The sequence below is a fragment of the Nocardia sp. BMG51109 genome, from assembly GCF_000526215.1.
GTDB lineage: Bacteria > Actinomycetota > Actinomycetes > Mycobacteriales > Mycobacteriaceae > Nocardia.
In genome coordinates, this window is record NZ_JAFQ01000004.1 from 8231001 (window position 1) to 8254913 (window position 23913).

At 70.0% G+C, this 23913-nt stretch carries 12 protein-coding genes; 4 read left to right on the forward strand and 8 right to left on the reverse strand.

All coding sequences use genetic code 11. The features are described from left to right. Positions 1–17: 17 nt before the first annotated feature. The 5 genes from D892_RS0138615 to D892_RS0138635 all read right to left on the reverse strand — a co-directional run bounded on the left by D892_RS0138615 (position 18) and on the right by D892_RS0138635 (position 17726). Positions 18–5324 carry a non-ribosomal peptide synthetase gene (locus tag D892_RS0138615; protein WP_024806378.1) on the reverse strand — a complete coding sequence of 1769 codons (5307 nt, stop codon included), beginning with the start codon at positions 5322–5324 and terminating at the stop codon, positions 18–20. Further along, positions 5321–14020 (reverse strand): type I polyketide synthase, encoded by an 8700-nt coding sequence (locus D892_RS0138620; RefSeq protein WP_024806379.1) that lies wholly within the window; start codon positions 14018–14020, stop codon positions 5321–5323. Before D892_RS0138620 ends, D892_RS0138615 begins: the two co-directional genes overlap by 4 nt. Before the next feature lie 127 nt (positions 14021–14147). Further along, positions 14148–14942, reverse strand: coding sequence for an SDR family oxidoreductase (locus tag D892_RS0138625; RefSeq protein ID WP_024806380.1), 795 nt, complete (start codon positions 14940–14942; stop codon positions 14148–14150). Positions 14943–15004: 62 nt separating this feature from the next. Next, the gene (locus D892_RS0138630) at positions 15005–15445 is read right to left on the reverse strand and encodes an SRPBCC family protein (protein WP_024806381.1); all 441 of its coding nucleotides are present in this window, start codon (positions 15443–15445) and stop codon (positions 15005–15007) included. Next, positions 15435–17726, reverse strand: coding sequence for an MMPL family transporter (locus D892_RS0138635; RefSeq protein ID WP_232236270.1), 2292 nt, complete (start codon positions 17724–17726; stop codon positions 15435–15437). Before D892_RS0138635 ends, D892_RS0138630 begins: the two co-directional genes overlap by 11 nt. A gap of 466 nt (positions 17727–18192) precedes the next feature. Here D892_RS0138635 and D892_RS0138640 point away from each other — a divergent pair, with 466 nt between their 5' ends. After that, entirely contained in the window at positions 18193–19068 is an 876-nt protein-coding gene (locus D892_RS0138640; protein ID WP_024806383.1) for a 3-hydroxyacyl-CoA dehydrogenase family protein, read from the forward strand. A gap of 7 nt (positions 19069–19075) precedes the next feature. Here the strand turns inward: D892_RS0138640 and D892_RS0138645 are convergent, their stop codons facing one another. Further along, on the reverse strand, positions 19076–20143 hold the full coding sequence (locus D892_RS0138645) for an alpha/beta hydrolase family protein (RefSeq protein WP_024806384.1): 1068 nt from the start codon (positions 20141–20143) through the stop codon (positions 19076–19078). 184 nt (positions 20144–20327) lie between these two features. On the opposite strand from D892_RS0138645, the gene D892_RS0138650 reads away from it, so the two are divergent. Next, positions 20328–21188, forward strand: coding sequence for a helix-turn-helix transcriptional regulator (locus D892_RS0138650; protein WP_024806385.1), 861 nt, complete (start codon positions 20328–20330; stop codon positions 21186–21188). 1 nt (position 21189) lies between these two features. On the opposite strand, the gene D892_RS0138655 is transcribed toward D892_RS0138650, so the two are convergent. Both D892_RS0138655 and D892_RS0138660 read right to left on the reverse strand, forming a co-directional pair. Beyond that, positions 21190–22032, reverse strand: a complete 843-nt coding sequence (locus D892_RS0138655) for an ABC transporter permease (RefSeq protein WP_024806386.1) — start codon at positions 22030–22032, stop codon at positions 21190–21192. Then, positions 22029–22859 (reverse strand): ABC transporter permease, encoded by an 831-nt coding sequence (locus D892_RS0138660; protein WP_024806387.1) that lies wholly within the window; start codon positions 22857–22859, stop codon positions 22029–22031. Before D892_RS0138660 ends, D892_RS0138655 begins: the two co-directional genes overlap by 4 nt. A gap of 191 nt (positions 22860–23050) precedes the next feature. On the opposite strand from D892_RS0138660, the gene D892_RS0138665 reads away from it, so the two are divergent. Further along, positions 23051–23563 carry a peroxynitrite isomerase gene (locus tag D892_RS0138665; protein WP_051499383.1) on the forward strand — a complete coding sequence of 171 codons (513 nt, stop codon included), beginning with the start codon at positions 23051–23053 and terminating at the stop codon, positions 23561–23563. A gap of 174 nt (positions 23564–23737) precedes the next feature. Further along, positions 23738–23893 (forward strand): hypothetical protein, encoded by a 156-nt coding sequence (locus tag D892_RS47420; RefSeq protein WP_156959884.1) that lies wholly within the window; start codon positions 23738–23740, stop codon positions 23891–23893. The last annotated feature ends 20 nt before the right edge of the window (positions 23894–23913 follow it).

The following is a 23913-nucleotide window of genomic DNA, read 5'->3' on the forward strand; positions in this document are numbered from 1 at the left end:
TGTTCGTGCGTCAACGGTCAGAAATGGTAAGTGGCACAACCAACTCGGATGCCCGCGCCCACACTGACGATCAACCCGATATCTCCCCCGCGGACCAGCCCCGCCTCCCGGCAGTGCCGCAGCGCCAGCGGCACCGACGAGGTGAACAGGTCCGCGTCGGCGGTGACGTCGACGATCCGGCCGCGGGGCACGTCGAGCCGGTCGGCGAACTCGTCGAGGAATCCGGCCGAGATCTGCGGCGCGCAGATCACGGCGAAATCGGCGAGCGGGCGGCCGAGCCGGTCGAGAAATTCCGTGACCGTCTCGTCGAGGTATTTCAGGTAGCGGTCGTGCACGTCCTGGGCGACGCGGACCTCGAGGCCGACGTCGGCGAGGATGCGGGAGTAGGAGCTCACCGCCTCGAGTTCCTCGGGGTAGGTGGCGAAGTGGAACTCGCCGAATCCGGATTCGTCGTCGGACTCGGCCAGCAGCATCGCCGAACCCACGTGCGCGATTCCGCGGCGTTCGAGCGGGCGGCCGGGCCGGTCCGGATCCGCCTCCGCCGCGACGACCAGTCCCGCCCGGATCGACCCGGCTCCGATCGCCGCCGAGACGACATCGCAGGCCTCCAGGAATCCGGCCGCACCGTCGATGAGGTCGCAGGCGAGCGTTCCGTCGTCGGTCGGCCGGTCGGGATCGTCGTTGATCGCCAGGTCGGCGGCGATGAACGTGGCCGTCGCCGGTTCGACCATGTACTCGTCGCGAAATGTCCCGGCGTACAACAGCAGTCCGATATCCGACTTCGCGACGGTGGAGCGGTCCAGGCAGTCGGCGGCCGCCGCCACCGCGAGGGCGACCGCGGTCTGCTCGCCGCGCGGCGACGCCGTTCCGAGCCCGTCGACCCGCACCCGCGCGCGGCGCGGTGGCGCGGCCCGGGACGGTGCGGGCTCGGTGGCGTGCCCATTCCCGTTGCCGTCGTTGCGGAGCCGGTCCGGCAGACCGTCGAAGGTGTACAGCGCCGCGCCGATGGTCTGCCCGGAGCCGGTGATACCGAACAGCATACGATCGCCCGGCACCAGCCGGCCCTGCTGGACGAGATCGTTGATCGCTACGAAATGCGTTGTGGAGGCGGTATTTCCGCGATGTTCCAGATTGCAGATCGTATTGTCCGGATGCGAGACCGTCCGGCCGAACAGCCGGTTGATCGTCGTCGACGCGTCGCGGATGGACGCCTCGGACGTCTGGTGCATCAGGATGTGATCGACCGATTCCGGCGACCAGCCGTGCCCGTCCAGCAGGCCCGTCGCGAAGGGCACGGACTTGCGCACCGCCACCGCGGTCTGCTCGACGGCCTTGGTGTGCATGATCGCGCCGCCGTGCGGCTGATCGGTCCGCTTGCCGATGCACAGCCGGGAGTACTTGGCGAGGGTCCGCAGCCGCAGGTCGTGGAAGCCGACCGCCGCGCTGTCCGAACGCTCCAGGATGACGGCCGCGCCCGCGTCGCCGACGGTGAGACAGGCCAGCCGATCGTCGAGGAAGTCGGTGATCTCGTGCTGCGCCGTGCGGGCGATATGCGAGATGTACTCGCCGCTGACCACCATCGCGGTGCGCACGAGGCCCTGCCGCAGATACTGGTCGGCCAGCCAGATCCCGGTGAACATTCCGGCGCAGGCGTTGGAGACGTCGAAGGTCAGGGCGTTGTCCATGCCGAGTGCCGCGCGCAGCCGCAGCGACATGCTCGGCTCGTAGACGAATCGGTCGTCCGGGCCCTCCACCCGGGAGATGTTGGTGCAGATGAGCAGGTCGATATCGCGCCGGGCATGGCGGGAGCGGTCCAGGCAGCGCTCGGCCGCCGCGGTGGCCAGATCGGAGCTGAACTGTCCCGGCTCCACCACCCGGCGGGTCCGGATCCCGGTGAGCTGTTCGAGCGGGACCTCGACCTGCCGATCGCAGCCGCCGACGACGTCGTCGGTCGACAGCACCTGCTCGGGCAGGTAGACGCCGATGCTGTCGATAACGGTGTTGCCCGGCAGCAGATTTCGCTCGATGGCCGGCCGCTCGGCCGGTCTCTCGGCGGGTCGCTCGGCGGTCTCCTCCCGTACCGGTTGTTCCTGCGCGGCAGGTATTTCCGAGACGACGACCGCATCCGCGATCGCCGCGACGGTCCGGTGCCGGAACACGATCTCCGGGGTCAGTTCCATCCCCCGCTCCCGCGCCTCGGCGCAGACCTGCATGATCTGGGTCGAGGTGCCGCCGAGTTCGAAGAAGTCGTCGCCGATGCCCACCCGGTCGACGCCCAGCGCCGCCTGCCACAGTTCGGCGAGGACGGCGTCGGTGTCGTCGCGCGGCGGCCGGTAACCGGCGGCCAGGTCGGGACGGGCCGTATCCGGTTGCGGCAGCGCCCGCTCGTCCCGCTTGCCGTTGGCGGTGGTGGGGATGCGCTCGAGGGTGACGAATCGGCCCGGCAGCATGGCGTCGGGCAGGCTGCGCTGCAACAGGGTTCGCAGATCGGCCGGGCGCGGCGGGGCCGCCGGATCGACCGGGACGACGTAGGCCACCAGGCCGGCGCCCCCGCCGTCGGTGCGGACGACCACCGCGGCCTCGCTGACGGTGGAACTCGCGACGAGGGCGGCCTCGATCTCCGCCGGCTCGATCCGCACACCGCGGATCTTCACCTGACTGTCGGAGCGCCCGCCGTATTCGACGGCTCCGTCGGGCCGGTACCGGGCCAGATCGCCGGTCCGGTACAGGATGCCGTCCCGGTCGCCGTCGTTCGCGTCCGGGTCGCGCACGAACCGCTGCGCGGTCAGTTCCGGCCGGCCGACGTAGCCCTCGGCCACCCCGATGCCGCCGATGTAGAGCTCCCCGGTCACGCCGACGGGGCAGGCGACCATGTCGCGGTTGAGGATTCGGATCCGGGTGTTGGCGATCGGGTGGCCGATCGGCACGACCGGATCGCGGTCTCCGCGTACGCAATCGAAGGACGTCACGTCGATGGCGGCCTCGGTGGGCCCGTACAGATTGTGCAGGCTCGCCGGGAGCGTGCTGAAGAACTCGTTGCGCAGATCGGCCGTCAGGGCCTCGCCGCTGGTGATGACCCGGCGCAGCCCCGTGCAGCGCGAGGCGCCCGGGTCGGACAGGAAGGTGCGCAGGATCGAGGGGACGAAATGCACCACGGTGATGCCTTCGGCGATGATCGTCTCGACCAGATAGGCGCCGTCCTGGTGGCCGTCGGGTTCGGCGACGACCACCCGGGCGCCGGCGAGCAAGGGCCAGAACAACTCCCACACCGAGACGTCGAAGTTGGCCGGCGTCTTGTGCAGTACCGAATCGCCGTCCGAGAGCGGATAGGCGTCCTGCATCCACAGCAGCCGGTTGGCGATGCCCCGGTGGGTGTTCTGCGCGCCCTTCGGGGTTCCGGTCGATCCGGACGTGAACATCACGTAGGCGATGTCGTCGGGGCTCACCGCGTTCGCGGCGGAATCCCACGGCGGCACCGGTTCCCGGCTCTCGGCGGCATCGGCGAACAGCATCGAGAACTCGCTGGGCAGCCCCGCCGACGAGGCCCGGTCGGTCAGCCACACGGTGACCGCGGCCTCCGTGCCGATCGTGCGCAGCCGCTGCGCCGGATGGCGGGGATCGACCGGGAGGAAGGCGGCGCCGGTCAGCAGCACCGCATAGGCGGCGACCACCGACATCTCCGACCGGTGCAGGGCGATGCCCACCACCGCGCCCGGGCCGGCGCCGACCCCCCGCAGCCGGGCGGCCAGGCGCTCGGCACGCCGTTGCAGCTCTTGGTAGCTGAGGTGCCGGCCGCGGAAGGTCACGGCGGTGCGATCGGGGGTGCGCCGCACCTGTTCGGTGATCAGCGAATGCAGGCGGTGGTCGCGGAAGCGGTCGTCCCGGGTGTCGTTCCAGCGGGCCTGATCCGCCCGCTCGGCCTCGGTCAGGATCGGGATCCGGCCGATCGGCAGGTCGGGGTCGTCGACCGCACCGGCCGCCAGGGTCCGCAGGTGATCGGCGAACCGGCCGATGGTCTCGGTGTCGAACAGGTCGGTGTTGTACTGCAAACCCACCGACAGCGTGCTCTCCCGCTCGGCGACCTGGACCATCAGGTCCAGCGGCGCGCCGCCCTGCCGGATGGTGACCGGCTCGAGGTCGAGCGCCCCGTCCGGTAGCTCGGCGGTCAGCGCACCGGTCGAGGAGCGCGAGGTCTCCCAGGCGAAGAACACCTGGTACACCGGTGGATAGGCCGGATCACGCACGGGCTCGAGCTGTTCGGCCAGCAGCGGGAACGGATAGTCCTGGTGGTCGATCGCCTCCAGCACCGTGCGGCGGGTCCGTTGCAGCAGCGTCCGGTAGCTCGGGTTGTCGCTCAGATCCGAACGCAGCGCGACGGCGTTGATGAAATAGCCGATCATCCGGTCCGCGCCCGGCATCGCCCGATGGGCCGTCGGTGATCCGATGATGACGTCGTCGCTGCCCGAATAGCGGTGCAGCAGTGCGATATACGCCGCCAGCACGGTGATCTGCAGCGTGACGCCCTCGTCCCGGGCGATCCGGCGCAGCGCGGCGGTCTGCGCCTCGTCCACCTCGAACCGGTGCGTCCGGCCGTCGAAGGTCTGCACGACCGGACGCGGGCGGCGGCCGGGCAGTTCGAGGTGCGGCAGTTCACCGGACAGCCGGGCCTCCCAGTAGTCCTCGAGTGCCCGGCCGCGGTCGCTGTGCAGCAGATCCTGTTGCCACCGAATGTGATCCGCGTACGAATGCGTGATCGGCGGCAGCGGGTGGGACGGATCGGCGTACAGCGTGCTGAGCTCCGCGAGCAGGATGTCGAACGACCAGAAGTCGATGACGATGTGCGGAACGGCGATGACCAGCAGGTGGTGCCGCGGGTCCAGCCGCAGGACGGTCACGTCGAGCAGGGGTGCGGCTTGCAGGTCGACGTGCCGGTCGAGGGTGTCGTCCAGCCACCGGTCCCGCCGGGCCACGTCCCAGTCGGAGGCGTCCACGACGTGCAACGGCACGTGCGCCCGGGGCAGGACGACGGCCCGCGGCCTGCCGTTCACGTCGCGGTATTCGGTGCGCAGCGTCTCGTGGCGGGCGACGAGTGCGTCCAGGGCGGCCGCCAGCCTGCGATGCTCGAAGACTCCGCGAATGCGGCCCGCGTACAGCAGGTTGTAGGAGGCGCTGTCGGGAGCCAGCCGCGAATGCAGCCACAGTCCGCGCTCACCGTGTGACAGATCGCGTTCGATGGGTCGGGATGCGCGCTCCTGTAACAATTTTCGTAGCAACGCGCGTTTATCGTCCGCGTCGAATTCGGACGTGTCCAGCTGAACAGTCATGACGCCTTGTCTCCTTCCGAGGCGAGCAGGTCGGACAACAATCGGTCGACGTCGTCGTCGGGCAGCGTGTCCAGTCGGTCGAGCAGATGCCTGGCCTGAGCAGGCTTGTCGGTTGCGGCCGGGGCGGCGGCGGCCCGGGTCGCGGAGGCGGGTGTGCCGGTGTCGAGCTGGCCGAGCAACCAGGCGGTGAACTCGGCGATGCTGGGTCCTTCGAGCAGCTTGACCAGCGGGATGGTGACGGCGAGGTCGCGCTGGATGCGGGTGCGCAACTCCATCGCGCCGAGCGAGTCCAGGCCCAGGTAGCGCAGCGGCCGGTCGGTTTCGATGGCATCGGCGTCCATGCCGAGCCGCCGGGCCACCACGGCGATCAGATAGTCGGCCACCATGCCGGGGCGGGCGCCCGGTTCGGCCTGCGCCAGGGCGGCGGCGACGTCGCCGTCGGCCTGCGGTGACGCCGACTCGGACGCGGCCGGTGTCAGTTCGCGCAGGCGCGGGATGTCGGAGAGGTCGGCCGAACCGGTGCCGGTGGTCGGCAACACCATCGACTGCACCGGATCCGCCGGCAGCACCCGATCCAGGGCCGCGAGACCGGCGGCCGGTTCGATCATCCCGATCCCCATGCTGCGGACGTGCGCGGACCGGTCGTCGCGGACGGCCAGACCGATCTCGCCCCACGGGCCCCAGGCGATGCTGGTGGCCGGCAGCCCGGCCGCCCGCCGATACCGGGCGAGGGCGTCGAGGAAGACGTTGGCCGCCGCGTAGTTGGCCTGGCCGGGCGCGCCCAGGGTGCCGGCCGCCGAGGAGAAGTACACGACGAACTCCAGCGTCCGGCCGGCGGTCGCGACGTGCAGGTTCCACGCGCCCGCCGCCTTGGCTGCGAGCACCGTGTCGACGGCGGCCTCGTCGAGATGTTCGATCAGTCCGTCCGCCAATGTGCCCGCGACGTGCAGGATTCCGCGCAGCGGCGGTCCGGCCCGGCCGATGCTCGCGACCAGCTCGCCGACCTGGTCGGCCCGGCCGACGTCGACGTGCCGCACGGAGACCTCGGTACCGGCAGCGCGCAGTTGCTCGATCACGGTGGCGGCGTGGGCATTCGGCGCGCGGCGGCCGACGAGCACGAGATGGCGGGCGCCCCGCTCGACCGACCACCGCGCCAGCTCGATACCGATACCGCCCAGGCCGCCGGTGATCAGATAGGTGCCGTCGGCATGCAACCGCGGCTCGGTGATGTGGATGTCCGGTGCCGCGCCCGCGGCCACCAGCACCACCTTGCCGATGTGCCGGGCCCGCGCCATGTGCTCGAACGCCGCCTGCGCCTCACCGAGATCGAACACGGTGACCGGCAGCGGCGCGTACTCGCCCGCCTCGACGTGCCCCATGATCGTGCGCAGCGCGGCCGCGACCCGGTCGGGACGCTGCCACGCCGTCGCGGTGAGATCGACGGTGAAGTGCGAGACGTTCTGCCGCAACAGCCACAGATCCAGCGTGCGCCGCTCGTGGATGTCGCGCTTGCCGATCTCGACGAAGCGTCCGAACGGGCGCAGCAGAGCAAGACTGCGCGACACCGCCTCGCCGGACAGCGAGTTCAGCACCACGTCCACGCCCGTGCCGCCCGTGGCGTCCACGATCTCGCGGGCGAAGGCCAGCGACCGAGAATCCATCACATGTTCGATACCCATGCGGCGCAGGTGGTTTCGCTTCTCCTCGCTACCGGCCGTCGCGTAGATCTCGGCGCCGATCCGGCGCGCGATCTGAATCGCGGCCAGGCCGACGCCACCGGTGGCGGCGTGGATCAGCACCCGCTCCCCCGGCTCCAGCCGGGCGAGCTCGCACAGTGCCCGGTGGGCGGTGAGAAAGGCGACCGGGATGGTGGCCGCATCCGCCGGGCTGATCCCGTCCGGCACGGGCACCACGAGTTCGGCGGCGGTGGTGACGTAGGAACCGAACGCGGGCATGGCGATCGCGGCCACGACATCGCCGGGGGCGATGCCCTCGACTCCCGCGCCGACCGCGACGACGGTCCCGGCGCATTCCGCGCCGAGCACCGCGTGGCTGCCGTTCTCCGGCGGGATGACCCCGAGCGCCTCCACCACGTCGTGAAAGTTCAAGCCGGCGGCCCGGACCCGGATCTCCACCTCGCCCGGTCCGGGTTCCCGGCGTGCGACCCGCTGCAACCGCAGCGCGTCCAGCAACCCGGGCGCGGCCTGCCGCACCACGTAGCCCTCGTCCGGTTCGGCCGGGCGCACGACCGGTTCCGGTTCCGCGACAGGGGCGATGCGAGCGACGAAGCGCTGGTCCGCGCGCAGGGCCAGTTCGGTTTCGGGGTTGTCGGCCGTCAATTCGCCGACGAGGGCGTCGTATTCGCGGTCGTCCGGCGCCGGGCTCATATCGACACGCGTGCACCGCAATTCGGGATACTCGTGTTCGATTGTCCGGGCCAGGCCCCACGTCGGCGCGGTGACGGCGGCGTCGAGGCAGGTCTGTTCGTCGAGCGCGGCGCCCGGCGGCAGATCCTGCGTTCCGCGGGTGACCAGATACAGCCGGGGCGGGCGCGCGGGCCAGTCGTAGCGGGCCAGATCCTGTGCCCGGCCGAGGAATTCGAGGATCGACTCGCGCACCGAAGCGGGGATGTCCGGAAGCGCCGATTCGGTGGCGGGACCCGTCGCCAGGTAGACCACGCCGGCCACCTCGTCGTCGGCGGCGAGGACGTCGTACAGGTTCGTCTCGCGATCGCAGACCGAGACGGCGCACCCGGCCGCCGCCAGGCGCTCCCGCAGCTCGTCCGCCGCGCCGCCCGCGCCGACGATCAGCCAGGGCCCCGCCGCCCGCGGCGATTCGGCCGGGAGCGGCGCCGGATCCCAGCGCACGGCGTGGAACCAGTTCCGCGGGCCCTCGGCCTCCCGCTGGAGTTGTTCGGCCAGGCAGCGCACCCGCAGGCCCGCCCCGTCGGCCAGCACCGTGCCGTCCTCCGCGACGATCTCGAAGTCGCCCTCCAGCAGCCCGGCCTCGGAGATGCCCCGGTTGACCATGTGGCATTCCGCCGCCGCCGTGAGATCACCGCGGATGCGCAGCCGGTCCAGCCCGACCGGCAGATAGATACTGCCCGCGAGCGTATCGGCGGAATCGACGGTGGCGGCCAGGGTCTGAAACGCCGCGTCGAGCCGGATCATGGTGTCGGCCAGCTCCGATCCGGTGGATATGGGAGCCAGGCTCGCCACCGCATCGGCGCCGCAACGCCGGATCTCCACGATCCGCCGGAAGGCCGGACCGTACTCGAGACCGGCCTCGGCGAGGGTTCGGTAGAACTCCGCCGCCGGCACGCTTACCGACGAGTCGTGCGAATCCGCCTGCGGGCGGCCGCGACCCGCGACCGAGTCGCCGCGGGCCGAGACACCGTCGGCCGGGACGTCATCCCCGCCCACGACACCCCCGGCCACACCATCGCCGGTCATGCCTTCGGCCGCAGCGCGGCCGTCGGCGCCTCCCGCTGCCATATCCGCCGGCCCGTGGCCGTTGCGGGCCCGGCCGGCAGCACGCGCACCCTGGACCGCACTGCCCCGGGCCACTCCGCTCCCGGCCGCGCTGCCGCCGGACGTGTCCAGGGCACGAATCACCCCGTCGCTCAGCCGTTCCCAGGGCGAATCGGCGACCGAGCGGTCCGCCGCGAGAATTCGCACCGAGGCCGAGTCACCGGAACGGTCGAGCACGGCGAGCTGGACCGGCCGGGCCGTACCCGGCTCCAGGGTCAACGCCGTGGTGAACTCGAAATCGGCCACCTCGCAGCCGGTTCCGCCGAACAGCTGCCGCGCCGCCGTGCACGCCAGCGCCACGTACAGCGCGGCCGGGACGACGGGTACCGACCGCACGCGGTGATCGGCCAGGCCGGGCATCGTATCCAGCGAGACCTCCGTCTGCCAGAAGGCCGTGCCCGCGTGAATCGCCGAATCGAGCCGCACCAGCTCACCCCTGGCCGCCCCGGACGGAGCGGTGAGATCGTCGGTGATCCAGTGGATTTCGCGCTGCCACGGATAACGCGGCGGCCGGACGAAGTGACCGCCGTGCGGGTACTGCAGCTGCCATTGCACCGGATAGCCGGCGCAGTACAGCTCGCCCACCGAGGCCAGCAGCTCCGCCTGCTCGTCGGTGTCGCGGCGCATCGACTCGACAATGGTTGTCGCCGTGACGCTTCCGCCCGGAGCCGGGCGGCGGGTGTCGCGGATGTCGATGAGCGCCGCGGTCAGCACCGGATGCGGGCTCACCTCCAGCAGCAGGTCGTAGCCGTCGTCGACCATCCCCCCGACGGCCGCCTCGAACTGCACCGTCTCACGGAGGTTCCGGCCCCAGTACCCGGCCGACAGCTCGCCGCCGTCGTGGATCTCCCCGGTGACCGTCGAGTAGATCGGCACGGTCCCGGTCCGCGGCCGGATCCCCGACAGGTCGGCCTCCAGCGCCGGGCGCAGCTCGTCCATGTGCGGGCTGTGCCCCGCCACATCGGATTTGATCGCGCGGCAGAACACGTCCTCCCGTTCGAACTGCTCCAGCGCGGCGCGCACCGCCTCGGCATCCCCGGACAGCACGGTCGCGCCGGGACTGTTCACCGCGGCGATACCGATGCCGGCGCCGAATTCGGCCAGCCGCGGGGCGAGCCGGTCGGCGGGCAGTTCGACCACGGCCATCGCGCCGCGACCCGACAGCGTCCGCAACAGCCGCGCGCGCTCGCAGATGACCGCCGCCGCATCGGGCAGTTCCAGCGCGCCGGCCACGTGGGCGGCGGCCACCTCGCCCATGCTGTGCCCGGTGACGGCGTCGGGAACGACACCGACCGACCGCCACCACGCCGCCAGTGCCACCTGGATCGCGAACAGCGTCGGCTGTAGGACGTCGATCTCGTCGAGGCGGGAACGCTCGGCGTCGGCGTGCAACTCGTCGATGACCGACCAGCCGGTGTTGCGGCGGATCTCTCGATCACAGGCGGTCAGGGCCGCGCGGAAGGCCGGCTCCCGGGTGAACAGCTGCTTGCCCATGCCCTGCCACTGCGAGCCCTGACCGGAGAACACGAAGCCGATCCGCGGCGTGCGGCCGGGCCGGCGGCCGACGGCCGTCCCGGTGCGCGCCGCGCCGTTCAGATAGGCCGACAGTTGTTCGGCGGCTTCGTCTTTCGACTTCGCCACGACCGTGAGCCGCTCGTCCAGATGGGTGCTGCGCACCGCCGCCGAATAGGTCAGCGACGACCAGTCCGGCGCGTCCTCACCGGTATCGGTCAGCACGTCGACGTAGCGCCGCGCCAGCTCGCGCAGCGCCTCCGGCGACTGCGCGGAGATCGGCAGGATCGCGTGGTCGCGCGCGCCCTCCCGGGGCCGACGCTCGACACCCGGCTGCCGGGGCGCGGCCGTCAGCACCGCGTGGGAGTTGGTGCCGCCGAAGCCGAACGAGCTGACGCCCACCGGCCCCGGATCCGGCCACTCCTCGAGCCGGTCACAGACGCGCAGCGTGGCCAGATCGATGGCCGGGTTCGGCTGCCGGTAGTGCAGGCTCGGCGGCAGCGTCCGATGGTGCAGCGCCAGCGCCGCCTTGATGGTTCCGGCGATGCCCGCGGCCGCCTCGAGATGGCCGATATTCGTCTTGACCGAGCCGATGACACAAGGGTTTCCGGGGTCGCGACCCGCACCGAGCACGGCTGCCAACGCGCCGGTCTCGATGGCGTCACCGATCGACGTGCCGGTCCCGTGCGCCTCGACATAGCCGACGTCGCCCGGTGCGATCCCCGCATCGGCGTAGGCGCGGGCCAGCACGGCCCGCTGCGACCGCCCGTTGGGCGCCATCAACCCGTTGGTCCGCCCATCCTGGTTGACCGCGCTCCCCCGGATCACCGCGTACACCGGATGCCCCTCCGCCATCGCCCGCGACAGCGGTTCCAGCGCCACGACGGCCGCGCCCTCACCGCGCACGTACCCGTCGGCGGAGGTGTCGAAGGTCTTGCACCGCCCGTCGGGCGCCACCACCCCGGCCCGGGCCATATTGATGCCCAGGTCCGGCGACAGCATCACGTTGACCCCGCCCGCGACCGCGAGCGTGCTCTCCCCCGTGCGCAGCGACCGGCAGGCGTCGTGCACCGCGACCAGCGACGACGAACAGGCGGTGTCGACGGCCACGCTCGGCCCGCGGAAGTCGAAGAGGTACGACACCCGGTTCGCCGCGACGCTCACGGCATTGCCGGTGCCCGAGTACGCCTCGATCCGGTCCTCGCTGCGGTAGAAGGTGCGCCCGTAGTCGTTGGACGAAATACCCACGAAGACACCGACATCGGTGCCGGCCAGCCGCTCGACGTCCAGTCCGGCATCCGCCAGCGCCTCCCAGACCACCTCCAGCATCAGCCGCTGCTGCGGATCGATGTGCTTGGCCTCGCGCGGCGAGATCCCGAAGAACTCGGCATCGAAACCGCGCACGTCGTCGAGGAATCCGCCCCAGCGCACCTCGCGGTGCTCCCAGCGGTCGACGGGCACCGCGGTGACGGCGTCCACGCCGGTGGTCAGCAGATCCCAGAACGCCTCGGTGCCGTCGGCGCCGGGGAACCGGCAGCCGATGCCGACGATGGCGATGGGCTCGCCCGTCTCGGCGCCGCCCCCGGCCTGCGGTTCGGCCGCGACCTCGGCGGAGGGAGAGTCCTCGGTCAGGGCGCGGGCGAGATCGGCGATGGTCGGGTGCTCGTAGATCAGCGCCGGCGCAATCTCGGTGCCGAGGTGTTCGCCCAGCGCGCCGACGAGTTTGATGCCGCGCACCGAATCCAGGCCGTAGTAGGCGAACAGCTGCCCGGTGTCGATATCGCTTGCCGGAAGCCGGAACTCGCGGGACAGATGATCGACCATCCAGTCCTCGAGTTCCCGCGCGCTCACCGTGGTCGCCGGTGCGGCGGCGGCCTCCGCGGCGCGATCGGCCGGCGCCGCGGTGGCCTGGCCCGACCATTCGCCGAGGACCTTCAGGCTGTCGTCACCGAGCTTTTCGCGGCAGGCGAACCGCTGCACCTTTCCGCTCGTCGTGCTCGGCAGGCTGTATGCGCGCACGAGCACGATCTGCGACACCGCGACCTCGTGTTCCTGCGCCACCGCGGTCGCGATGGCGCGGCACACCGTGTCCGCGTCGAGTTCGTCGGTCCGGTCGCGCTCCACCTCCTGGACGATCACCAACCGCTCGTCCACCGATCCCGGCACGGAGAAGGCCGCGCCGCGGCCGCGCAGCAGTATCGGATCGCTCTCCTGCACGGTGTTCTCGATATCGTCCGGGTACAGGTTGCGGCCGCGGATGATGATCAGATCCTTGAGCCGCCCCGCGACGAAAAGCTCTCCCTCGCCGACGAATCCGAGGTCGCCGGTGCGCAGGTAGGGCCCGGACGGCTCGCCGCCGGGGGTGCTCAGCCGGGCGCCGAAGGTGCGGGCCGACGCCTCCGGCTGGCCCCAGTAGCCGCGAGCGACCGCATCGCTGGCCACCCACACCTCGCCCACGGTGCCGTCCGGGCACCGCTCGAAGGTGTCCGGATCGGCGACGACGACCCGGGTGCCCTCCTGCGGGCGCCCGCACCCGACCATGGTCACCGCGTCGGCATCGGTCTCCGCCGCCTCGACCGCCTCGCCTTCGCTCAAGGCGCTGCGCCGCAACGTCTTTCGCAGCGGTCCATCCGCGCGCGGCGACCCCGTCACGAGCAGCGTCCCCTCGGCCAACCCGTACACCGGTTGCAGCGCCGAGGCACGGAATCCCGCGGGGGCGAAGGCCTCCGCGAAGCGGCGCATCGTATCCGGGCGCACCGCCTCGGCGCCGCACATCGCGACCCGCCAGCCGCTCAGGTCCAGTTCCGCGCGCTCCTCGGGTGTCGTGGTGTCCACGCAGAGGTCGTAGGCGAAGTTGGGCGCCGTGGTGACCAGGGCCCGCTTGCCGGAGATCCGGCGCAGCCACCGAATCGGGCGCTGCACGAACGAGATCGGCGACATCAGCTCGCCGCCGTAACCGGACTGGATGGTTCCCAGCACCGCGCCGACCAGGCCCATATCGTGATGCAGCGGCAGCCAGAACACCGCGGACAACCCGTCGGTCTCGTCGAGATCGCCGTAGGCCGCCCGAATGCTGCCCAGGTTGTGCACGAAATTCCGGTGCGTCATCATGACGCCCTTCGGATCCCCGGTGGAGCCCGAGGTGTATTGCAGCACCATCAGGTCGTCCGGCCGCGGATCGCCGGCCGGGCGATGTTCCGCGGTCGCCGGCAGGATGTCGGAGGCGCACCAGCTCATCGCGGGCGCCGCCTCGGTGGACTCGATCCCCGACCGGTCCCGGTCCAGCGCGTCCGCCGAGCTGAGCGCGAACCCGGCCCCGGAGTCGCTGACGATCTTGGCTATCCGGAACTTCTGGCGCTTGCCGACGGGCGAATAGGCCGGGACGGCGACCGCCCCCGAATACGCGCATCCGAAGATCGCCGCGACGAAATGCAGCGGATTCGAATGCATGACGAGAACCCGTTCGCCGGCGGCCCCCGACCCGGTCAGCCAGGACGCGACACCCAGTGCGCGTTCGTGCAATTCGCCATAGGTCCAGCGCTCGGCAACGGTTTCCCCGTCGGGAAGATAGGAGAATACATCGCGGTCGGGATGAGCCTCGGCGCGGGAGCGCAGCAGATGCGCCAGCGTGAGCTCGGATTCATCGTTGGTCATGGGAAAACAGCTTTCGTCCGATCGATTTCTCGAATGCCCTGACGTCCGGGCAGCGACAGCCGGATCCGGCGCCGTCGCCGCATCCGTTGATGACACGATCTTCACAATTCGGAGAGAGTGGTTCGCGCTACCGTTTATCCGTCTGTCCGGCGGCGATTTCCGCGGTGATCCGGTCCGCGCCGGACCATCGCTGTACCTTCGCCGACAGCATCGGCGCGGCCGCGCCGAAACGAGCGCCCCATCGCAGGCTCGAGGATGCGACATCTATTTCGCCGACGTTCTTCTCCACGGCCCGGACGACCGCGGCGGCGACCTGCGCGGAGGTCACCGTCCGGACGTACCGCGGCAGCCGGACCAGGCCGGCATCGGCGAACAGACCGGCGTCGGCGACGAATCCGGGAAATATCGTCGACACCCCGATTCCCGCGGGGCGCAGTTCCTCCCGCAGGGCCAGGCCGAATCCGCGCAGGGCGAACTTGGTGGCGTTGTAGACCGAGGCCCGGGGCGACGCCGTCTTCCCGGACAGCGACGACATGAACACCAGGTGCCCGCGGCCGCGCTCCCGCATCGGGCCGATCAGCTGCCGGGCGAGGATCATGTGCGCGCGCAGGTTGACGTTCAGGGCGCGGTCCATCTCCGGCACCGACAGATCCGTCAGCAGCCCGCTGCACGGCAGTCCCGCATTGCCGACCAGCACGTCGATCGGGCCCGCGGCGGCGGCGAGCCGCTCCGCGGCATCCCGCTCGGCCAGATCCGCGGGTATCACCTCGCCGCCGCATTCCTTCGCGAGCAGGCGCAGCGCGGACTCCTTGCGGCCGGTCAATATCATCTCCGCACCGTGGCGGGACAGTTCCCGCGCGATCGCCCCGCCGAGGCCACCCGATGCACCGGTGAGTAGAACTCGATTACCGTCGAACTTCACAGTTCCCCTCCCGAACCTCATTTGTCGAATTGTCGCCGTAGCCCGACGGACCCGGATCCGGATCAGTTCGATCCGGTCGCGATCCGTCTCTCGAGCCTTCCGGCACTGCTGTCTATGATTCGGCGGGCGATGATTCGCCCGGCCACATTGGCCGATCGGGCCAGCAGGCCCTCTCGGACGGGATAGCTGATTCGCACCGCCACGCGGCAGGAATCGGCACGTACCGGCTCGAAGTCGACGTCGACCCGAGCATCGTGTCCGCTGGTCTCCACCAGACCTATCGATGTGTCGCGTATCCAGGATTCGGTCGCGAGCGTGACCTGATGTTTGACGGCTCCGATCGACATCTCCAGAGTGAAACCCTCGGGGAGATCCTCGTGCCGCTGATATCCGGACACCCCGGCCACCCATTCGGGAATCTTCTCGTAATCGAAGACGTAGTCGAAGACGACATGTACCGGAGCCGGCACGATTCGGGAAACCGAGACGACATCACTGGGCATGCGATTCCCTTTCCGGTTCCGGCGTGCCGGCCGGTTCCACGGCATCGGCCCGCTCCGCCGGCACCCGGCTGCCCTGCCGGCGTTTCCCGAACGGCGACCACCAGTTGGCCTCGCCCATCAGGACGACCAGCGCGGGCACCAGGATCATCCGCACCAGCGTGGCGTCGACCAGGATCGCGACGACCATTCCGAGGCCGACCAGTTTCACGATCGACAGCCCGGACGCCGCGGCGGCGCCGGTGACGATGACCAGCAACGCCGCCGCCGCGGTCACCACCCGCCCGGTCCCGGCGACGCCCTGGATGACCGCGTTCCGGGTGTCGGCGCCGGCCTCGCGGGCCTCCAGCATCCGCGCGAGCAGGAACACCTCGTAGTCGGTGGACAGGCCGAAGACGGTGGCCACGACGATCACCACGCCCGCGACCGGTAGCGGCCCCGGCGTGATGCCGAACAGGTCCGCCGCATGCCCGCCCTGGAATATCCAGGTCACCACGCCGAGGCTGGCCGCCAGGCTGAGCGCGGCCATCACGACCGCCTTCACCGGCAGCAGGACCGACCGGAAGGCGAGGAACATCAGCACCAGGATCGCCGCGAGCATCGCCAGCGCCATCTTGGGGAAGTTCGTCACGATCGCGCGATAGCTGTCGGCGTTGACGGCGTTCTCGCCACCGACCAGAACGGTCGAATCCGGCGGCGGCGGAAGCGATCTGAGCCGTTCCACCGTGTCCAGGGCCGGGGTGGTGAAGTCCGTGTCGGTGAGCACCACATGGACGATCGCGAAGTCCCGGCCCCGATCGGTGGCCAGCGCGAAGCGCACTCCGTCGGTGACACCGGCGCGCGCTATGAGGTCGTCCACCGCGATCTCGCTCGGCGGTCCGCCGTCGGCGCCGCGGACGACGAGATCCGCTCCGTTGGTGGCGTTCGGGAACTTCTGCACGATCATTTCCTGCGCCAGGCGGGCGGGATTGTCGGCGGGCAGTCCCGAACTGTCCAGATTCGCCATCCGCACACCGGACACCGGCAGCGTGAACAGCAGCAGGATCGCGATGACCCCCGTCGCGAGCAGGATCGGCCTGCGTGTCGTCGCCGTGGCGAATCGTTCCCAGAATCTCCGCGACCGGTCCTCGCCGGACCGCACCCGGCCGCGCTGCAGGCTCAGCGCATCGATCCGATGCCCGAGCACGGCCAGCGCGGCCGGCACGACGGTCACCGACAGGCAGGCGGAGACGGCGACCGCCGACATCGCCCCGAACCCCAGCGACCGCATCGCGGACACCGGAAAGACCAGCATTCCGAGAAATGCGCACACCAGTATCGATCCGGAGAACAGCACGGTACGGCTCGCCGTCGCCGTCGTCACCCGGACGGCCCGCGCGACATCGCCGGATCTCGATAATTCCTCGCGGAATCGGCTGACCGTCAACAGCCCGTAGTCGATGGCCATGCCCAGGCCGATGATCGACGCGGTATTAACCGCAAATGAACTTACATCGGTAAATTCGGAGAGCACCCGCAGGAACGCCAGCGAGGCGACGATCGTCAGAACTCCGATGATCACCGGAATACATGCCGCCACGACGCTTCCGAAGATCAATATCAGCACCAGTAATGTCAGCGGCAGCGCGATGATTTCGACCCGGGCCAGATCGTTTTTCGACTCGGTGTTGTAGGCGTCGGTCACGGCGCTGTATCCGGAGAACGAGGTGTCGATTCCCGGCACGACGAGCGTATCGCGCAGTTTCTGGAAACTCTGCAGCCGCGTGGTGTCGTCACCGGCGAGGCTGAGTACCGCCAGCCCCTCGCGATTACCGGAGACGAAGGCGGGCCGCCGCGTCGCGTCGGCGGTCAGGAACGACTCGACCGGGCGCGCCAGCAGATCGCGGTCGACCGACTCCAGCCGCGCCCCGATCTCGGGCGCGACATCGGCCAGGGTCCGCCCGTCGGAGACCGAGTAGTGCACCACGACATCGGGCGTTCGCCTGCCCAGTTCCGAACCGACCAGATCGTCCGCGGCGCTGGACTGGCTGCCCGGCACCGTGTAGCCGGCCAGGTTCAGGCGGTCGAACACCCCGGCCCCCCAGGCACCGGCCAGCAATGCCACCAGCACGCCGACGACGACAACGGAATATCGGCGCGCCACCAGGAAGTCGGCCCACCGCCGCGCCGGCCCTCGGCCCGCGAATGTGGTTCGGAAATCGAATTGCAGCATCCTCGGATGCCCCCAATCCATCAGTCGTCCGCCCCGTACCGTCCACTTCGACTCGGGAGAGAAATGAAACATGGTCGGCATCGTCGCCTGGTGTCCGACAGGCCCCCTTGGACTACCGAACGGTAACATTCGGTAACATTACCTGCAACGGTATTGCCGGTCGAACCCCTAGAATATAAATTCCACCCGGTATATAACCCGGAACACATGCTACGGGATAGCCCGGACAATGTCTGCAACAGACATTCGGCGACCACAGTAGAGGCAACCACACCCGGCGTGACCAAAAAATCTTGGGCACCGGCGCTCATCGAATTTGGCCATTCTGTCAAATTTACGAATGCCCACGGTAATTGTCCGGGAACGGCCAGAATCACAATTTCCGCGACCGTAATTCGACCACACGGCATCCGGCGTCGAGGTTGGCTACGAGGGCGCCGGTCCGGCCTACCGTGTCCGCACGACGACGCCGCACACAACGCGCGTGGGCGGGCGACTCGGGAAGCAGAGACCGACAGCTCGGCGAAGGAGTACAACCGTGCACATCGAACATATCGGCGTCGTGGGTTCCGGGACGATGGGCGGCGGAATCGCGGAGGTGGCCTGCCGCAGCGGGTACGGCGTGGTGATCCGCAGCCGGACCCGGCGCGCCGCCGACCACCTGCTGACCCGGCTGGACCGCTCACTGGACAAACAGGTCGCCGCGGGCCGGCTCACCCGCTCCGAATACGACACCGCACTCGGCCGCGTCTCGGCGGTCACCGATCTGGACGAACTCGCGAGCTGCGACCTGGTGATCGAGGCGGTGGTCGAGGACCTGGAGGTGAAGCGGGAACTGTTCGGCACACTCGGCGAGATCTGCGATACCGCAGCCGTTCTCGCGACCAACACCTCCTCGCTCTCGGTCGCCGACATCGCCGCCGCGAGCGGGCGCGCCGCGAACGTGTGCGGGATCCACTTCTTCAACCCGGTGCCGCGCATGGGGCTGGTCGAGATCGTCCGCGCCGCCGACAGCAGCGACGAAACCATCTCGGCGGCAAAGACATTCGCCGAATCCTGCGGGAAGGTCCCGATCGACGTGCGCGACCGGACCGGCTTCGTGGTGAACGCGCTGCTGTTCCCCTACCTGAACGCGGCGGTGCGGCTGCTCGAACACGGCGTGGCCGGCCGGGACGAGATCGACGCGGCCATGCGGGAGGGCGCCGGATTCCCGATGGGCCCGTTCCAGCTGCTGGATCTCGTCGGCCTCGACGTCAGCGTCGCCATCCTCGACGCACTGCACACCGACCGGCCGGAGACCGTGCACTCCCCCGCGGGCACCCTGCGCCGCCTCGCCGACTGCGGGTATCAGGGCCGCAAGAACGGCCGGGGCTTCTACGACTACGCCGAACAAGAGGCCGAACAGAAGGCCTGAGCGCGTCCTACAACCCCATCCCCGCCGCGAGCACCGGCCAGGACCGCTCGAACGCGTCCTGCCAATAGCCCCAGGAATGCGTACCGTTCGGGGTGAAGTCGTAGGTCGCGGGAATCCCCAACTGGTTCAAGCGATTCTGCAGGTTCCGGGTGCAGGCGTTGGCGCCGGCCTCGATCATGCCGCCGAGCAGCATCTGGTTGGCCAGGGTTTCCGGGCCCCGGGTGGTGCCGTAGGTCAGGAAGGGGCTGTCGACGGTGTCGTGCGGGCCGGGCAGGCCGTTGCCGGCGGAGAAGAACAGATTCACCCCGCGCAGCTTGTCGGCGTGCACGTAGGGGTCGTTGGCCGCCCACAGCGGGCTGTCGTCGGGGCCCCACATGTTCACCGGATCGCCGTGCCCCCAGACCTCCACCATCGTCTTCACCACGCGCTGCCCCAGCGGATCGCTGGTCTGCGCGCACCCGCTGTAGGAGGCCACGCTGCGGTACAGGCCCGGCTTTCCGATCGCCAGCGCCAGCACCGAATCGCCCGCCATGGACAGCCCGGCGATCGCGTTGCGCCCATCGGCGCCCAATGCCGCATCGATCAGCGGCGGAAGTTCCTCCGTGAGAAAGGTCGTCCACTTGTTACGGCCGAGCACGGGATCGTCGGCGACCCAGTCGGTGTACAGGCTCCAGGCGCCGCCGATCGGCTGCACGACATTGGCGTCCTTGTCCCCCAGGAACTTCGGCACGGCGGTCATGGAGCTCCAGGTGTCGAGGTCCTCGCCACCACCGGAACCGTTGAGCAGGTAGAGAACCGGGCGCGGCACGGCGGTGTCGGCCGGGCGCTGCACCTCGACGGTGATCGGTTTGTCCATCGCCGCCGAGTACACCGACAGCGTCAGGTGACGATCGTCGCGGACGGCGGAACTCGCGATCCGCGAGCCGTCGGCGGTGACCGGCGAGTCCAGTAACCGGCCGGTGGCGATGATCGGATCGACCGATCCGGCGGCCGATCCCGGACCCGCACCGACCGTGACCGACAGCGCGGCGACGACCGCCAGAGCGGCGGCCCCTCTCGCTTTCCGTGGCGCCACAGCGAATTCTCCCCAAGCTCGAGACAACGCCCATCAAGCTACCGCCCCACCGATAACGAGGCGGTCGCGGTACCCTTACCCGCCATGACCACCGTTCCGCCGCCCGTGCGCGGCGGAATGCGGCTCCGACACAGGCAACGATGCGACGGCGCGTTCCACGAACCGCGCGGAGGAGACGCTCGCCATGGCAGGCAAGAGAACGGTGCTGACGGTCCAGCTCAGACGGCTGGCCGCACTGCTGTACGAGATGCGGGAGAACGCCGCGGTCAGCAAGGAGGAGGTCAGCGCCCGGACCGGGATCAACGTCACCACGCTGTACCGGATCGAGACCGCCCAGGCCCGCCCGCAGCGCCGCACCCTGATGGCGATGCTCGAGCTGTACGGCATCGAGGAACCGCAGCGGTCCGATGCCCTGCAGTTACTGCAGGAGGCGCAGAAACCCGGCATGTCGCGCTCGTTCGAGGCGGCGGTGTCGGAGGTGTACGCCGCGTACATCAATTTCGAGAACGAGGCGCTGTCGGCCCGGCTGTTCCAGACCTCGTTCATCCCCGGCCTGTTACAGACCGAGCAGTATGCGTGGGCGGTGCTGGACACCGCGATGCCCAAGGTGGAGACGGCGGTCATCGAGCAGCGCCTGCGCGCCCGCTTCGAACGCGCCAAGGTGCTCACCAAGGAGGAGCCGCTGGAGCTGTGGGTGGTGCTCGACGAGGCGGCGCTGCGGCGGGTGGTCGGCGGCCGGGAGGTGATGCGCGGGCAGTTGCTGCGGCTGATGGAGGAGGCGGAGAAGCGCAACGTCATCCTGCAGGTGCTGCCGTTCGACGCGGGCGCCCATCCGGCCATGGTCGGCTCGTTCGTGCTGCTGGACTTCCACGATCCGGCCGATCCCGAACTGGTGTACGTCGAGGGCATCGCCGGTGACGACATCGTGGAGGGCCACAACGAGATTCGCCGCTTCGGCGTGATGTTCGACCAGTTGCGCGCGATGGCGCTGAGCCCGCGCGATTCGACCACACTGATCGCCCGGCTGTCCGACGAGCTGAGGTAGCTCAGCGCCGGCTGGCCCGCCGGTAGCCGAGCACGGCGGGGACGCCGAACACCACCATCGCGCCGGCCGACCACGCGAGGGTCGCCAGCAGCGGCACCCGCACCGGCCCGCCCAGCGACAGCCCGCGCATCGCATCCACGGCATACGACATCGGCTGATGCGCCACAATCGGTTTCGCCCACGCCGGATAGGCGGCCAGCGGCACGAAGCCGGTGGAGAAGAACATCAGCAGCGAGGACCCCAGCGAAATCGCCTCCACCACAGCGGATTTCGCCGAATAGCAGGCCACCGCGGTGACCAGCGTCGCGAAACCGAACCCGTACAGCAGCGGCACGCCCACCAGCGCGACCGCGGCCGCGATACCCTGCCGGAAGCGGAATCCCAGCAGCATCCCGACCGCGAACAGCACCAGCGTGCAGGCCAGGATGCGCACGCCCTCCGCGAGAACGCGCGCCAGCAGCCCCGACGCCCGGTGCACCGGCAGCACCCAGAACCGCGCGAGCAGCCCGTCGTCGCGCTCGCGACCCAGCGTGATCGCGCCGGCCAGCGATCCCGACATCACCGATACCAGCGTCACCATCGGCACCGAGCCGTACAGCGCACTGGCTCCCGAGAAAGCCGAGATCTGTTTCCCCAGAACAGTATTCAGCATGATCAACAGCAACGCCGGGAACAGCAGCGACTGCGCCAGCGTCAACGGGTCACGGCGCCAGCGCAACAGCAGCCGGCGGGTCTGGATCACGGTCTGCGGCAGCAGAAGTCGCCACGTCTCGGTGGCGAACGGAACGACCGGTAGCTCGGTGGCCGGCCGCGACACCGCGGTCGCCTCGCCCGCCGCGTTCATCGCCGCCGCCGCACGGCCACCAGCACCGAGCCGCCGCCGAACACGATCAGCCCCGCCGCCGCCCACCCCAGCCCGGGCCCGGCCGAGGCCCAGTTCACCGCCCCCGCCCGCCCGGAGCGATCGCCCGCCAGCACGCGCAGCGTATCGACGAACCGCGAGACCGGCTGCGCGCGGGCGAAGCCGCGGATCCAGGGCGGGAACTGGTCCGCCGGCGCGAATCCGGTGGACACCATGCCGAGGATCAGCTGCGGCAGCACCAGCGCCTGCGTCGTCGCCTCCGGACTCTTCGACAGCGCGCCCAGCAGATCGCCTGCCTGCCCCAGCATCAGCCCGAGCAGCAGCGCGAAGACGAGGAATCCGGCGGTCTGCCACCAGTTCCCGTAGAACCGGAAGCCGATCGCGTGCCCGCACACCAGCGCCGACACCAGCGAGAGCAGCACCCGGTACAGCACCGCGACGGTCCGGGCGGCCAGCGGCGCCGCGGACGGCATCGGCATCGTCGCGAAGCGGGTGTCCAGCCCGTCCCGGGCGTCGGTGGCCGACCGGAACGCCGCCGCCGTGGCGCAGAACGACACCGCCTGCATCACGATCATCGGCATCAGGAACTGCGCATAGCTGGTCAGGCCGTGGCCCGCGAAGCCCATCACCCGGTTCAGCGGCACGTAGAAACCGACGGTGAACACCGCCGGCGAGAGCAGGGCGGTGAGGACGTCGCCGTTCCGCAGCGACGGCCGCACCAGGCGCAGGGCCAGCACCCAGCACTGCCGCACCGCCGAACGCCGGGGAGCCGGCGGCGCCCCGGTCCGCTCGATCACCTCGAGTGCCATCCGAACTCCCTCACCGCGCCGGCCGGTCATCTCATCTCACCAGACATATCGCGCGGAGAACCGGCGATGTTCGCCCGCACTCGCTCGGGTCGGCGTGTCCGCGAACCGGGTCCGATCCGTGTCAACCCCCGTCACGAATATCGGCGGGAACCCACCGCATCGTCGGCACGCCCGCTAGGCTCGCGGCCACTATGCTGACCGCCGTGCTCGAACCCCAGTCGCCCGTCGCCCCGCACCCCGATATCGCTCACCTCGCCCCGCTGCTGGGCACCTGGCGCGGCACCGGGCACGGCGAGTACCCGACGATCGACTCGTTCGACTATCACGAGGAGATCAGCTTCGGCCATGTCGGCCGCCCGTTCCTCACCTACCGCCAGCGCACCCGGCACGCCGGCGACGGCCGCTCGCTGCACGCCGAGACCGGCTACCTGCGCTGCGCGGGCCCGGACCGCATCGAACTGATCCTCGCCCATCCGACCGGGATCACCGAGATCTGCGAGGGCAGCATCGACGTCGCCGACGGCGGGCTGCGGCTGGAACTGGATTCCACCCATCTCGGCCGCACCACCACCGCGAAGCTGGTGACCGCCCTCGGCCGCTCGATCCGATTGTCCGGCGACACCATCGATTACACGCTGCGCATGGCCGCGGTCGGCGAGCCGAAGCAACACCATCTGGCGGCCAGCCTGCACCGGGCCGAATAACAAAAAGGTCACCGACACGCCTGTGACCTGCGGCATGAACGCCGGGGTCTGTGCTAATGCGCACCGAGGGGTTGTCTGGAAGATTGCCCGCGTTCTACCGTTTGCGAGTCGGCGAACAGCCGGCGATCTCGGTTCGAGCCCATTGGATCTCGCTCACCCACAAGGGAGAAGACCATGAAGCGTTCGATGTTGACCCTCATTACCGCGGGAATGCTCCTGGCAGGCACCGCCGTCGTGGAACTCCTCGACGGCCCCTCGGCCGGAGCCACCCCACCCGCCGGCAACCCCGTCCCGGCGGCCGCGAGCGGATCGGAGGTGCACGCGCCATAGATACGGCCGAACACGAAGAC